The 13,501-nt window shown below is 59.5% G+C and carries 17 protein-coding genes and 1 tRNA gene; 11 read left to right on the top strand and 7 right to left on the bottom strand.

Translation table 11 applies throughout. The features are described from left to right. The first annotated feature begins 8 nt into the window (after positions 1–8). Both GRI69_RS07480 and GRI69_RS07475 read left to right on the top strand, forming a co-directional pair. A complete protein-coding gene (locus tag GRI69_RS07480; RefSeq protein ID WP_160727645.1) occupies positions 9–524 on the top strand; it encodes a YybH family protein in 516 nt (171 codons plus the stop codon). A 19-nt stretch (positions 525–543) separates the two neighbouring features. Next, positions 544–1,272, top strand: a complete 729-nt coding sequence (locus GRI69_RS07475) for a PepSY domain-containing protein (RefSeq protein WP_202391928.1) — start codon at positions 544–546, stop codon at positions 1,270–1,272. A gap of 356 nt (positions 1,273–1,628) precedes the next feature. Here GRI69_RS07475 and GRI69_RS16410 read toward each other — a convergent pair whose 3' ends face one another. The 6 genes from GRI69_RS16410 to GRI69_RS07445 form a co-directional block, all read right to left on the bottom strand. After that, positions 1,629–1,898 carry a lysozyme inhibitor LprI family protein gene (locus tag GRI69_RS16410; RefSeq protein WP_419957065.1) on the bottom strand — a complete coding sequence of 90 codons (270 nt, stop codon included), beginning with the start codon at positions 1,896–1,898 and terminating at the stop codon, positions 1,629–1,631. Between the two features lie 11 nt (positions 1,899–1,909). Then, positions 1,910–2,335, bottom strand: coding sequence for a hypothetical protein (locus tag GRI69_RS07465; protein ID WP_160727643.1), 426 nt, complete (start codon positions 2,333–2,335; stop codon positions 1,910–1,912). A gap of 435 nt (positions 2,336–2,770) precedes the next feature. Then, positions 2,771–3,064, bottom strand: coding sequence for an excalibur calcium-binding domain-containing protein (locus tag GRI69_RS07460; protein ID WP_237453012.1), 294 nt, complete (start codon positions 3,062–3,064; stop codon positions 2,771–2,773). A gap of 542 nt (positions 3,065–3,606) precedes the next feature. Further along, positions 3,607–4,209: a hypothetical protein gene (locus GRI69_RS07455; RefSeq protein WP_160727641.1), complete on the bottom strand. Its 603-nt coding sequence runs from the start codon at positions 4,207–4,209 to the stop codon at positions 3,607–3,609. A 1-nt stretch (position 4,210) separates the two neighbouring features. Next, positions 4,211–5,410 carry a M48 family metallopeptidase gene (locus tag GRI69_RS07450; RefSeq protein WP_160727640.1) on the bottom strand — a complete coding sequence of 400 codons (1,200 nt, stop codon included), beginning with the start codon at positions 5,408–5,410 and terminating at the stop codon, positions 4,211–4,213. Next, complete coding sequence (locus GRI69_RS07445) at positions 5,410–5,976, bottom strand: hypothetical protein (RefSeq protein ID WP_337191041.1); 567 nt, start codon at positions 5,974–5,976, stop codon at positions 5,410–5,412. Before GRI69_RS07445 ends, GRI69_RS07450 begins: the two co-directional genes overlap by 1 nt. A gap of 697 nt (positions 5,977–6,673) precedes the next feature. Between GRI69_RS07445 and GRI69_RS07440 the strand changes: the two genes are divergently transcribed. Together GRI69_RS07440 and GRI69_RS07435 are read left to right on the top strand one after the other, a co-directional pair. Next, the gene (locus GRI69_RS07440; protein ID WP_160727638.1) at positions 6,674–6,862 is read left to right on the top strand and encodes a hypothetical protein; all 189 of its coding nucleotides are present in this window, start codon (positions 6,674–6,676) and stop codon (positions 6,860–6,862) included. A gap of 144 nt (positions 6,863–7,006) precedes the next feature. Then, positions 7,007–8,059: a type I restriction endonuclease gene (locus tag GRI69_RS07435; protein ID WP_160727637.1), complete on the top strand. Its 1,053-nt coding sequence runs from the start codon at positions 7,007–7,009 to the stop codon at positions 8,057–8,059. Positions 8,060–8,288: 229 nt separating this feature from the next. On the opposite strand, the gene GRI69_RS07430 is transcribed toward GRI69_RS07435, so the two are convergent. Further along, a tRNA-Thr gene (locus tag GRI69_RS07430) sits at positions 8,289–8,363 on the bottom strand. A gap of 113 nt (positions 8,364–8,476) precedes the next feature. On the opposite strand from GRI69_RS07430, the gene GRI69_RS15745 reads away from it, so the two are divergent. The 7 genes from GRI69_RS15745 to GRI69_RS07400 are packed head-to-tail and all read left to right on the top strand — an operon-like array spanning position 8,477 to position 13,499. After that, complete coding sequence (locus GRI69_RS15745; protein WP_202391905.1) at positions 8,477–8,620, top strand: hypothetical protein; 144 nt, start codon at positions 8,477–8,479, stop codon at positions 8,618–8,620. A 34-nt stretch (positions 8,621–8,654) separates the two neighbouring features. After that, positions 8,655–9,341, top strand: a complete 687-nt coding sequence (gene gpmA / locus GRI69_RS07425) for a 2,3-diphosphoglycerate-dependent phosphoglycerate mutase (protein ID WP_160727636.1) — start codon at positions 8,655–8,657, stop codon at positions 9,339–9,341. Position 9,342: 1 nt separating this feature from the next. Beyond that, on the top strand, positions 9,343–9,837 hold the full coding sequence (gene purE / locus GRI69_RS07420) for a 5-(carboxyamino)imidazole ribonucleotide mutase (protein ID WP_160727635.1): 495 nt from the start codon (positions 9,343–9,345) through the stop codon (positions 9,835–9,837). Further along, positions 9,837–10,904, top strand: a complete 1,068-nt coding sequence (locus GRI69_RS07415; protein WP_160727634.1) for a 5-(carboxyamino)imidazole ribonucleotide synthase — start codon at positions 9,837–9,839, stop codon at positions 10,902–10,904. Before purE ends, GRI69_RS07415 begins: the two co-directional genes overlap by 1 nt. Beyond that, positions 10,901–11,398, top strand: coding sequence for a dihydrofolate reductase (locus GRI69_RS07410; RefSeq protein ID WP_160727633.1), 498 nt, complete (start codon positions 10,901–10,903; stop codon positions 11,396–11,398). The genes GRI69_RS07415 and GRI69_RS07410 overlap by 4 nt, the downstream gene beginning before the upstream one ends. Continuing rightward, positions 11,395–12,576: a membrane dipeptidase gene (locus GRI69_RS07405; protein WP_160727632.1), complete on the top strand. Its 1,182-nt coding sequence runs from the start codon at positions 11,395–11,397 to the stop codon at positions 12,574–12,576. Before GRI69_RS07410 ends, GRI69_RS07405 begins: the two co-directional genes overlap by 4 nt. Continuing rightward, positions 12,573–13,499, top strand: a complete 927-nt coding sequence (locus tag GRI69_RS07400) for a bifunctional riboflavin kinase/FAD synthetase (RefSeq protein ID WP_160727631.1) — start codon at positions 12,573–12,575, stop codon at positions 13,497–13,499. The genes GRI69_RS07405 and GRI69_RS07400 overlap by 4 nt, the downstream gene beginning before the upstream one ends. The last annotated feature ends 2 nt before the right edge of the window (positions 13,500–13,501 follow it).

Genomic DNA, 13,501 nt, shown 5'->3' with positions numbered 1-13,501 from the left:
GGATTACAATGAAGTTTGAGTATTTCGCGGCTTCAGCTGCAGCCGCACTTGCTGCAGCGCCTGTTGCTGCACACGCACAGCACGCCGATCACGCTGACCATTCAGCACATAGCACACACGGCGAGGCCCGGGACTCGCTCAAGCAAAATGCGGAAGCAACGCTGGTCGCTTATCGAGACGCCTTGGTTACGCGAGACGAGGCCGCCATGAGAGCGCTGTTCGCAGACGATTCCATGGTGTTCGAGAACGGCAAGGCTGAAGGCTCCTTTGCGCAGTACATGGAGCATCATCTCGGCCCGGAACTAGGCGAGATCACCGAGTTCACATTCACCAATCCGACTCTGAGTGTCCGGATGGTCGGTCATGTAGCGTTCGGCCACGAAACCTATCGATACCGGATCGCCCTTAAGGACGGCCGCGAGATCGAGCGTGACGGGGTCGCCACGTCGGTCCTGACCCACGAGGATGGCGCTTGGAAAATCGTCCAGTATCACTCCTCGTCTCGTGCACCGCGTCCGAACTGATCCGGCAGTCGATTTCAACATGGGAATTCAACGGTCACGTAAGCTTCGGCTGCATATCTTCGGTAGCAAGGTCCACAAATGGCTGGCCATCTTCGTAGGCGTGCAAGCTCTGTTGTGGATGGCCACCGGCACGCTTATGTCTTATCTGAAGCTCGAGCATGTCCGCTCCGAGCATGTGATCTCGCGCGAGCCTGCACCATTGAGCGCTGACGCGGCACTGCCCGCATGGGCAGCAAATGGCGGAGATTTGGTCTCAGCCACCACAAAAATGGTCAATGGTCGACCGGTGATGGAGCTCAGCCGTTTGGACGGCAGCACAAGTCTTCATGACCCATCCACTGGACGGGTCCTGTCGCCCCTGTCGCGTGAAATTGCAGAAGGCATTGCCATGCAGGCCTGGTCAGGACCGACGACCACGATCGATGGTGTCAAACGGATTGCTAAGGCTGTGGGCACTGAATTCAGCGGACCTTTCCCAGCATGGCAGGTTCAATTCGGCGATCCGGATGCAACGCGTCTCTATATTGACGCCTCCAATGGCGCCGTATTGGCTGCGAGAAGCGACACTTGGCGCTTCTTCGATTTCATCTGGGGGCTCCACATCATGGATTGGAACGAGAGGCATCGCATCAATAGTTGGTGGTTGCTGTTGTTCGGCATTGGCGGGACGATCATTGCTGTCTCTGGCTTCGTGCTTCTTGCCAACCGCTTTCCCAAATTACGTCGGTCTCGCACAAAACGAACGTAATTCGATGCGTTCGGCTCAACTCTAGGACACCTTCCCGTCGGTCTGTTTTGCTGGGCTAATTGAACAATAGGCGAAGGTCCGCAAACAGCTCAAGAATAGCTGACGTGCATAAGCTGAGTCGACGGCAGATATCGGGAAGCAGGAGGCTCTTTCACATGTCCGCTTTGGCGTCGAAAGCGGAATGGCAGGTTTTGGTGTGAAATGCAGGATAACGACACTACCGAATAGCTTTATAATAGCCTTCGAGCTCGCGTATCCGTTGCTGGATGACTTTAATTTTGCACATCGGCCGAGATACGGACCAGCCGATGGAACCAAACTGAGCGGAATCTTCGTACAGTTCGCAAGAAGCGTCCTTATATTTTGATCCACGCACGCTGCTCTTCGAGCAAGGCTGTTTTGGCTATCCCATCGTCGAGAGATCCGTAAACGCGCCGCCAGGTCTGGTTTAGCGCTTTGTCCTCGCGGGCCATGAATTCTGTAGCGCACTTATAGTGATGGCTAGAACTGCCGGAGCCAGCTGCGATGCATTTATCTAGATAGCTGTCCGCTTTGGCGCTTGTCGCGCTGAGGCCGAGCAGCAGGCTAGAGACCGAAAGCGAGGCCAATGTGAAAAGTCGATGCATGAATATAACTTTCAATTAGATGTACAGCGAACACTGCGAACTTGGCGCGAGACAATTGGCTCGCCATCCTCCCCGATCGGATAACGATAGAGGATGTTCTTGTTGTCGTCGTCGATCTCGAACCGGATGTCGCTCTCGCCTAACAGGAAAGTTTCCATGCGGCTGGTGAACCGCCCATTGAAAAGGCTGCCGCTCCCGCCGCCTGTCATGACTCCCATGAACTCGACGCCGATCAGGAGGTAGTCATTGCTCTCGTAGTAGTTGACGCTCTCTGCATCGATGAAGAACGTGTTGACGCCGTATTCGTCTGCGCAGTCTTCTGCGGCCGAACCCCAGTTTCCATGAAACACAGACGGTATTTCGTTGTGAAAGGGTTTGGCGGCTACGGAAGTGTTACTCAGAGAGATGATGAGCAACGCTGGAAGAGTGAATTTCATGCGAGGGACCTCGAGTTGTTTTGGGATCTGGAAGTCAATTCGATTCTAACTTTTCGCGCAAATCGCGTTCTAGGTTTTCTCGTTTCCTCCTGAGAAACGAGGAACTCTCGTGCGTCGAAAGAAACAAGGAATAACCGTTGTTCAAAAAATGCTCGAAACGACGCTCGACAAGTGATCCACCGATGACATTTTTCGCGGCGGACCGCCGCAAACCTTGTTCGATTCGGTTGAGGGAGCCACGATCGTCTGCCTCTCTCGGACCAGACGCTACGCCCGTCGTTCGACATCACCCTCGCCACAAGCAACCATCCCGCGAAGCGGATTCGTGCTAGGGCCCTTCTTCTGCCTTACCAGTATAGGCGGACCTCGTTCAATCGGCCGAGGTCGAAGTAAGAGTCGCGTGTGGTGTCGTGATAGCACCACCTCGACCAATCCTCATTCGCATCCCACGCCGTCGTTGTCCCGGTCGAGATGGTTTCCATAACCTGGGTCGCCCCTGCGGACGGGAGCGGCCCCAGTGGCTCGCGCCGCGGCGCAATTGACGTAGTAGGTACCGCTTGGTTGCGACTTCGGCTTCGTCGGCTGTGCGTTGGCACGATGGCAATGTCTCCCGCCGTTCTTGCGATCATTGTGGCATCCGTCCGCGGCCAAACCACCAGGATGGGCAGCGACGAAGGCGGGGACTAAAAGCGAGTATAAAAATATCAATCCTCCGAAGATCAAGACCATGCTTCTGAGAGCGAACTCCAAGCGAATTCCCTTCTCGGATCCATAGGCGTCATCGCGTGGCTTTTTCATCCGCACTTGTGCCCTCTCCAGTACTTATCCCAGCGGGCGGCCCAGCCGCCCTGGACCATGGCACAGTTAATGTCCCCACCTCGCGGAGAAATGCACCAAGCCGCAGTACGGTTGCCGCCTGCCGATCCGACTGAAACACAGCGCATCGCCGGTCCTTCTACCAAAACATGCCCATGGGCATTCTCACCTACAGGCTTGCCTAAGAAGGCAACCAGCGCGTCCCGTGCGACCGTAGCGTCTGCGGGAGTACAGGGGTGGCCGAGGCTGCAGGAGCCGTCCCTTTCTCTCGCCGCTATCCCGGAAAGCCGGATCCGGGGACCTTCCTCGCACCATATCGGCCCGTCACCGTCCCACACAGCGACGGGCGTACAAGAAAAGGTTTGTCCGCTCGGGACGATAACCGTGGCGAGAAAAAGCAAGAAGCTCACGGGTAAGTTCTAATATTTAGAACTGAGGGCATTGAGAAAGGCCCATCACTTTAATCTCGCGGTATCCGCCAAAGCGCGGAAATCTGGGAGAGTCCGGTCGAAATAGTGGAGACGCGGAGCGTCGAAAGTTACCATGTACAGCTTGCCGTCGACTATCGTCGCCCTCGCTTCGCCCTTTCTCGTTAGACCATCGAGGTCGGTGTATTCGTAGGCGAACAGGACACCGTCGCGACCGAGGAAGGTGCCGGGCTCCGCGGAAACCAGCTGGAATGCCGCTAGGTCCTTGTAGGTCCTATAAGTTCCTTCGAGCAGCTCCGGCACTTCTACGAGAAGTGTTGAAGACGTGAACTTTGGTAATGGATCACGCTTCTTGTTTCGTTCCTTGACCAGGGGATCCCCAGCTTCGATTCCCCCGAAGAAAGTGACGTCGTTCAGCTGGCCGCCGTCCAAGGTCCACGTTTCGGTTCGCTTACCGATCTTACCGCTTAGCCTATTCCAGTCCCTTGCCGGCGTCACCAGGACGTTCGAATCCGCCACGTCGACGGTCTCGCCTTGCTCCCGGAGCTTATGGGCGCTGGCGGGCGCGGCTACAAAGGCAACCGAGATGCAAACGCCGATGACTGCGGTTTTAATCTTGATGGTTTTCATTTTAGGTCTCCTTCGGGAGCATCAGGCGGATCATACCCGCATCTTCGGCGTCCGGGGCAAGCTCGAGATATTGCTTCAAGGCTTCCTGGCCGCGGAGGCGCTCACCTGTCTTGAAAAGGGAGAGGCCAAGGCCGCGATACGATGCAGCGAGGTTACCATCTAGGGCGATTGCGTTCTGGTAAAACTGGGCAGCATGAACGAGGTCGCGTTGATTCCCTCGCGTCCGATATAGCTCGCCACGGGCATGCCAAAGAGTCGGCGTCCAGCCATTTCTAGCGAGATTCTCGATGATATACTCGCTTGCGCCGAAATCATTGAGCTTGATCTGGTCTTCCAAAAATACTGGCAGCCACTTAGCGAGTGCCTGTCGGTACCTCGGGGCCCCGTCGTTACGAATGGCGCCACCAGGAGAGGCCAGTTCCGAGAGATAGCCTGCTCGCTCACCGTGGGGCGGGTGCGAGGCCGTGAACGCGATCGCGTTGTACTTGGGCTTTTTCAATCCTCGCGCCAGAGCGGAAGCATCGATCTCGCCCATCAGGTTCTGCCAGACTTCCGACGCCGCTTGGGGTCGCAGCGAACTCTGGTTGAGGTAACCTAGGCCAAGAAGGTCGGCTTCGCGCTCCTGATCGCGGCCGTAACGATACAGATTGCCGTAAACCGAGATCTCGAGAGACTGGTAAGTGCGCCGTGCATCGTAGCCAGGAGACATGCTCGCAAGCAGGGCGCCCCACGCCAGCAGGTCACTTCCGGTTCGCCTTTCCTTGAACTGCTTCAGGCTGTGCCGTTGCTCGAAGTGGCCGAACTCGTGACCCAATATGGCGGCGAGTTCAGCTTCGCTCCGCATTCTTAGAAGCATGCCGCTAAAAACGCGCATGGTACCGTTGGGAGACATGGTCGCGTTGAAAGTCGGTTCTCGCAGGACGTAGATCCGGGTCGCGGTGCAACGGTCGGTCCCAACGGTCTTGCAGAGTACCTCTTTGAGATATGCGTTAAGGGCCTCGTCTTGAATGACGAGTTGGGAGGCTGCGAGCCGACGTTCGCTCTCGTCGTCCTCCCTCCACAGGCCGACCTCGTCGACGCCCTGTGGTTGGTAGAACCCGTGATAGGGCGGTGGCGTGGGGGCCGGCTCCGCATTCACGTGCGTCGCACCAATAACGCTGGCGACAATTAGGGCGGCCTTAGCCAGGCGAAAGTGTCCCATCACTCTTTCCCGATATCGCTACCAGGGAATTCTTCGAGCAACTGCCGAACTCGTTTTTGCGAACCGTCGATCTCGCGGACATCGCCTCCCATGGCGGCATCGGCGTTGAGCCAAAGCAGGTCACCAGTCCGCAGATCGACAAGACCTGCGTAGCCCACGTGCTCTCCAGATTTCACCGCGATACCCGGCCCAAGAAGAGCAACCGCCTGTAAGATCTTGCGCCCAGTCGAGCCGTAAGCGTCCTTGTTGTAGATGAACAAAGCGTAGTCCGCGCTCTTGGCCCCGGGCAGCCTCGACACCCCGTCTCCCAACGACCAGTCGAAGACGTTGTCCTTGTTGTCGCGCTTCTTCGTGGGCAGGCGGTTTCCGACGAAGAACTGGTACTCGATGACTGCCTGTGAGACAGCTGCGAAGAGGGCCATGTGTTCCTCGACCGCTTGCGCGTCTTTACCGTATGCCTCGGGTGCAACGATGACCTCGTTGCCCAGCCGAGATTGAAGGTCTTCGAGCGCTACCTGGATGTTGGATTTCGCCTGCTCTGTCCACTCCGCGTTCGGTTCAAACATCCCGCCGGTGGACTGAGATCCGACGCTAACAGACGGTCGAAAGACCAAGATGCGCTTTCCGCTTTGAGCTACAAGCTCGAAGCCTTGTTTTACGGCTGAACGCTCTTGCGCGTGAACAGGAGTTAGCGCGAACGCCAGTGATGCGATCGCTAATGCGACCCATTGTGCCAATAATTTCATGTATTGCCCCCCTTGAGCCGCTTTTAACAGCTCGACTTAGCATGGCTAGTTTATCGGGAAGCTAGTAAGCAATATTAAAATTCGGTGACCTTGAGATAACGAAAACGTTGCCGCTCAAGTCGCGATCGTTTGCTGCAGAGGTGGGAATAGCGTCCGCTACCAGCGTTTTTGCGTTGCAAAACGGATATTCCGCTTACGGCCCCAGAGCCGCCGCACCAGCGCCTAGATTACGTGGCACTTTAATAGGTCCGCCAGCTTGTTCAACGGCTCTCGTTTGGGGATAAACGCTGGGTAACTATCGAACCCCCTCGACTCTGGCGGTGAGTCGCGGAATCATGTCGGGGTCTGTCCTGAAAAGACGAAAGCCCAGCGGTAGGACGCTGGGCTTTCAGATCAGGAGAGCTTCGCAAAACCGGTCGTGGGGGCGCGAAGCTGAGGTAACCTGACGCGCACTATCTGCGCTGACTGAAAGCCTTCGTCAAGCCTCTGCGTCGTGCCAGACCAAAGAGGTAATACTATGGCACGCAAAGAAGGGCGCAACCGCGCCAAACTAACCGATGAAACGATTCGCGCCATCTGGGATCGTCTTCGCCTAGGCGAGATGCAACACGATATCGCGGCGGACTTTGGCATCAACCAAGGCCGAATTTCTGAGGTCAACACTGGAAAGCGGGGTGGCCATATCACTGGCCTTCGCCCGGTCTAAGCCGGAGAGGGGTGGGTCTCGGCCCGCCCCTCAATCATCCGTACCAGCCGCCCGCAGCAGAACATTGTCAGCCTCAAAGTTCGTTAACCGATTGACGAAGCTACCTCATCTATTAGCTTCCTTCACAAACACCGGGGGGAACTAATGGAAATCGAAGCCAGCATCGCAGAACTGCAAGCAACTTTACGGAAGCACCGCGAAAAGCTCGCCACTGAAGAAGCCGCTAAGACTACGCTTGTTCTGCCGTTCCTCAGGGCGCTCGGATACAACATCTTTGACCCAGACGAAGTTGTGCCAGAGTTTACCTGCGATGTTGGCACGAAGAAGGGCGAGAAGGTCGACTACGGTATCTGCGTAGGCGGCGAGATCAAGATCCTCGTGGAATGCAAACCTGCCAACGGCGATCTTTCGATTAAACATGCTAGCCAGCTCTATCGGTATTTCGCAGCCACCGATGCGCGACTTGCCCTGCTGACGAATGGCGTCGTCTATCGGTTCTTCACGGATGCCGAGAAAACCAACATGATGGACGATCGACCGTTCTTCACATTCGATCTGGATAACTACAAAGCCTCTGATCTTCGAACACTTGCAACTTTCCAGCGCGCTGACTTCGATCTTGCTCGGATCGTCTCACATGCCGGAGCGCTAAAGCTTCAGTCTGAAGTTTTGGCAGAGCTCCGCAAGGAGTTCGGTGAGCCTTCGGACGATCTTGTGAAAATCATCGCCGGCCGGCTGCATGATGGGATCATCACTAAAGGTGTTAGGGACCGGTTCCGGTCAGCTATTACCCAAGCCTACGGTTCGTTGATTAGGGATGGAGTCCACCAGCGACTTGAGAAGGCGATTAGCGGGGGCAGTGACGAACCAGACCATCAAATGGCTGAGGTCGATCAAGGCGCGGTCGAGACTACAGACGTAGAGATTGAGGGTTTCAACATCATCCGGGCCATTTGTGCAGAGAAGGTCGACCCCTCTCGCGTGGTGATGCGAGACGCTAAGTCCTACTGCGCGATCCTCCTGGACGATAACAACCGGCGTACGATTGCACGGATGCATTTCAATAGTCCTACCTCGCGCTATCTGGGGCTATTCAGCGGAAAGGATGAAGCCCGGGAAGGCGTTATGGGGCCGGTAGATATCTTCAAGCACAAGCGGGCAATTTTGAAGCGTGTAGCTGAGCTTGAGGAAGAGTGAGGGCTGTTCCTAAAATGTGCCAGCAGACTTATTGCTAGCTGCCCGTCCCCTTAGATAGCGAAATCACGTCGGCAACGTCTGATGACTTTACCTCGGAAGGCTTAGAGATTGCCGCTGGGTTGCTGAATCAGCAGCGAATCATGGTTCTCCTCCCAACGGGCGACCGGGATAGCCAACTTCATGGAATTTTCATGGATTAGACGGTCGCACATGCGAAGTGCTTGAAAAATGGTGCTGCTGGGGAGGATTGAACTCCCGGCCTCACCCTTACCAAGGGTGCGCTCTACCACTGAGCTACAGCAGCACACTGTGCCCGCCGGAAGGCCGTGCGGGGTGGAGGCGCGCGCTATTGGCAGAGACGGCGCATAAGTCAACCTTCGCTTGCGGCGGCAGCCGAATTTCGCGAAAGGTTGCGCGATGACCGCTGCAGACGACAAGATGACCCGCGAAGAGCGGCTCGCCGCGAAACTTCGCGAGAACCTGCGCCGCAGGAAAGCCCAGACCCGCGAAATACGCGAATCGGACGATACAGGCCTTTCCAAGCACGATACGCGCCGCTAACGCGCAGTGCTCCTAGGGGAAAACCGGAGTAACCATGTCGAAGCTGATCCTCGTTCGCCACGGCCAGAGCGAGTGGAACCTCGCCAACCGCTTCACCGGCTGGTGGGATGTCGACCTGACCGAAAAGGGCGAAGAAGAGGCGCGCGAAGCGGGCCGGCTGATGCAAGCCAAGGGCGTGCTGCCCACCATCGCCTTCACTTCCGTCCAGAAGCGCGCGATCAAGACGCTCAATATCGCGCTCGAAGAATGCGACCGGCTGTGGATCCCTGTGACACGCGACTGGCATCTGAACGAGCGCCACTATGGCGGCCTCACCGGTCTCGACAAGCAGGAGACGCGCGACAGGCACGGAGACGAGCAGGTTCACATCTGGCGCCGCAGCTTCGACGTGCCGCCGCCGGACATGGAGGCCGGCAGCGAGTTCGACCTGTCGGACGACCCGCGCTACGCCGGGATCGACGTGCCGCACGCCGAAAGCCTCAAGCTCACCATCGAACGCGTACTGCCCTATTGGGAAGAGGCGATCCTGCCGCAGCTGGCCAAGGGCGAAACGGTGATCATTTCCGCCCACGGCAACAGCCTGCGGGCGCTGGTCAAGCACCTGTCGAACATATCGGATGAAGAGATCACCGGTCTCGAGATCCCGACCGGCCAGCCGATCGTCTATGAATTCGACGGGACGCAGGTCGCCGGCGAACGCTATTACCTGAAGGATAGCTGAGATGGCCCAAGGGGGAGACGCCAAGGTTGCCATAGTGATGGGCAGCCAGTCCGACTGGCCGACCATGAAATGCGCCGCCGAAGTGCTCGAGGAGCTGGGCGTCGCCGCCGATGTCCGCATCGTATCCGCGCATCGCACGCCCGAACGCATGTACGAGTTCGCCAGGGCAGCGGAGAAGGAAGGCTTTCACGTCATCATCGCCGGAGCCGGCGGCGCTGCGCACCTCCCCGGCATGATCGCGGCGCTGACCCACGTCCCGGTGCTGGGCGTGCCGGTGAAGTCCAAGGCGCTTTCGGGTCAGGACAGCCTGCTTTCCATCGTCCAGATGCCCGCCGGGGTCCCGGTCGGCACTCTGGCCATCGGCGAAGCGGGCGCTACCAATGCCGGACTGCTCGCCGCCGCGATCCTCGCCAATGGCGATGCCGCGCTCAGCCTTCGCCTCAAGGAATGGCGCATGGCGCGCAGCGCCGCGGTAACCGAAAGGCCCGAAGACTGATGCGGAAACGCGGGTCCACCATCGGCATCCTCGGTGGCGGCCAGCTCGGCCGAATGATGGCGACGAGTGCTGCGCAGCTGGGCTATCGCTGCGTCAGCTATGCGCCCGAAGGCGATAACGTCAGCGGCGCGGTGAGCGAGGATTTCATCACTGCCGACTGGGACGATGCAAGTGCCCTCGCCGCCTTTGCAGATCGTTGCGACGTGGTGACCTGGGAGTTCGAGAACGTGCCCGTTACCACCGCGCGCGCTATCCAGCAGGCGAAGATCTTTCCCGATCCGCTGGCGCTGGAAACCGCGCAGGACCGGCTCAACGAGAAGCGCTTCGTCGAAGGGCTCGGCGGCAGACCCGCCGCCTATGCGAAAGTGGATACCAGCCAGGATCTCGAAGCCGCGGTCGACCGGCTGGGCGCTCCCGGCATTCTCAAGACGCGCCGCGATGGCTATGACGGCAAGGGCCAGTGGCGTATCGGCAGCCTGCGCGATGCGGAAGGGCTGCGGATGCCCGAAGCGGCCTGCATCTACGAGGCCTTCGTCGAGTTCGAGGCGGAATTCTCGGTCATCCTGGTGCGCAGCCGCGAAGGTGAAATCCGGTTCTGGGATTCGGCCCGCAATGTGCACGAAGGCGGCATCCTTTCCGCCTCCTATTATCCCGCGGGCGAAGCGATCGCCGCGCAGGTGGGCGAGGCGCGCGAGCTGGCGCGCAAGGTCGCCGACGCGCTCAAATATGTCGGTGTGCTGACGCTGGAATTCTTCGCCACGCGCGATGGACCGATCTTCAACGAGATGGCTCCGCGCGTGCACAATTCGGGCCACTGGACGATCGAGGGCGCGGCGACCAGCCAGTTCGAGAACCATATCCGCGCGGTCGCGGGATTGCCGCTGGGCGACACGCGCACCACCGCGGCTGCGGTCGAGATGCGCAACATCCTGGGTGCCGACATCGACAGCGCCCATGCCAAGCTGGGCGATGCGCGGGTCCACCTGCACGATTACGGCAAGGCCGAGGCCAGCGAAGGCCGCAAGATGGGCCACATGACGCTGGTCACGCTCGACACCCGCGGATGAGCCTGTTCCTGATCTATGCCCGCGCCGCCAATGGCGCGATCGGCAAGGAAGGCCGCCTGCCCTGGCACCTTCCCGCCGACCTGAAACGGTTCAAGTCGCTGACGATGGGCAGCCCCATGATCATGGGGCGCAAGACGTTCGAGAGCCTGCCGGGGCTGTTGCCGGGCCGCCGCCATATCGTGCTGACGCGCAAGGAACGGTGGGATTCGACAGGGGCGGAAATCGCCCGCGATGTCGATGAAGCGCTCGATCTGGCACGGAACACCGATGATCCTGTTGCAGTGATCGGCGGCGCGGCGATCTTCGATGTCTTCATGCCGCTGGCGGACCGGATCGAGCTGACCGAAATCCACCGCGAGTTCGACGGCGATGTCTTCATGCCCCCGCTCGGACCCGACTGGAAAGAGACCGCGCGCGAGGACTTCGAAGCGGAAGGCGATAGGCCCGCCTATTCCTTCCTCACCTACACTCGCAACGGCGATACAGGCGCGTGAGGCGCAAGGTCGGAATCGGTATTGCCGTGCTGGTGATAGCGGCACTGGTCGCGTTCTTCACCATCGCGCCCGGATATGTCGAGCGTGACCTCAACCGGATCGACGCCGAGCCGCTGATCGCGGTCTCGCAGGAAGCGCGCGACCTTCACGCAGACCTCCAGATCGTCGACCTGCATTCGGATACGCTGCTGTGGAAGCGCGACATGACCCAGCGTGCCTCGCGCGGCCATGTCGACCTTCCGCGCCTGCGGGACGGAAATGTTGCACTGCAGGTCTTCTCCAGCGTGACCAAGTCGCCCCGCGGACAGAATTACGATTCGAACACGGGCGAGACCGACAACATCACCCCGCTGGTCATCGCCCAGCTCCAGCCGCTACGGACATGGGGCAGCCTGCTCGAACGCTCGCTCTGGCACGCGCAGAAGCTCGACCGCGCGGTGGAAGACGAGCGCGACGGACTGTTCCAGATTCACGGCGCGGAAGATGTCGACCGGCTGCTTCGACGCCGCGCAAGTGGCCGTGATGGCGTCGGCGCGATGCTGTCCATCGAAGGTCTGCACAATCTCGAAGGCGACCGCGCCAATCTCGAACGGCTATACGACGCCGGCTTCCGCATGGCGGGCCTCACCCATTTCTTCGACAATGACCTTGCCGGTTCGATGCACGGCACCGAGAAGGGGGGCCTTACCAACAAGGGGCGCGCCGTCGTGCGGCGCATGGAAGAGATGGGCATGGTGGTCGACATCGCGCACTGCAGCCCGGCCTGCGTCGCCGACATCATCGCCATCGCGCGGCGCCCAGTTGTCTCCAGCCATGGCGGCGTGCAGGCGACCTGCGGTGTCAATCGCAACCTTTCGGACGACCAAATTCGCGGGGTCGCAGCTACCGGCGGGATCATCGGAGTGGGTTATTGGCCGGGTGCCGTCTGCGACACCTCGCCGCGCTCTACGGCTAGCGCAATGCGCCATATCCGCGATTTGGTGGGGATCGAACATGTCGCGCTCGGAAGCGATTTCGATGGTTCGGTCACGACTCGCTTCGACACCAGCGAACTGTCGCAGGTGACGCAGGCGCTAATGGACGAAGGCTTTTCCGAGGGCGAAATCCGCGCCGCGATGGGCGGCAATGCGCTTCGCGTGCTGAGCGCCGGGATCGAACCCATGGGAGCAAAACCATGAGGTTCCTCGACCACCGTGACCCGCTCCCCGAATCGCTGCGCGGTGCGATCGTGGCGCTGGGCAATTTCGACGGCTTCCACCTCGGCCACCTAGCGGTGGCGCGCGAAGCGATCGAATGGGCCCGAGCCGAGGGGCGGCCGAGCATCATCGCGACCTTCGATCCGCACCCGGTGCGTTTCTTCAAGCCCGATGTGCCGCCCTTCCGCCTGACCACGCTGGAGCAGCGGCAGGAACTCTATCTCGCCGCCGGGGCGACCGCGATGCTGGTGTTCCACTTCGACGGCGAATTGGCGAGGACAACGGCGGAGGATTTCGTCCGCGTACTCCTCGCCGAAAAGCTGGGCGTGAAAGGCGTCGCGACGGGGGGCGATTTCACCTTCGGAAAGGCGCGCGGCGGCAATTTCGAAAAACTGGTCGAACTCGGCCACGAGGTCGGGATCGAGGCCCGCGCGGTCGAGCCGGTCATGGATGGCGGCAAGCCCGTATCCTCCAGCCGCGTGCGCGATGCGCTGCGCGAAGGCGACCCGCAGGAAGCCGCGCGCCTCCTCACCCGCCCCTTCGCCATTCGTGGCGTGGTGGAACATGGCGACAAGCGCGGGCGCGAGATCGGCTATCCCACCGCCAACCTTTCCATCGAGAGTTACCTGCGCCCGAAATACGGGATCTACGCGGTGACGGGGCGCATCCTGGCAACGGGGCAGGAGCTGAAAGGCGCGGCCAATATCGGCGTGCGCCCGCAGTTCGAACCGCCCAAGGAATTGCTCGAACCCTATTTCTTCGATTTCTCCGGCGATCTCTACGGGCAGGAGATCGAAGTCGCCTTCCACCATTTCCTGCGCGGCGAGGCGAAGTTCGATTCGCTCGATGCGCTGGTGGCGCAGATGGAACAGGATTGCGAGGAAGCGCGGCGGTTGCTCGCCTAAGC

The organism is Qipengyuania vulgaris (assembly GCF_009827325.1).
Lineage (GTDB): Bacteria > Pseudomonadota > Alphaproteobacteria > Sphingomonadales > Sphingomonadaceae > Qipengyuania > Qipengyuania vulgaris.
This window is presented reverse-complemented; position numbering and strand designations above follow the sequence as displayed.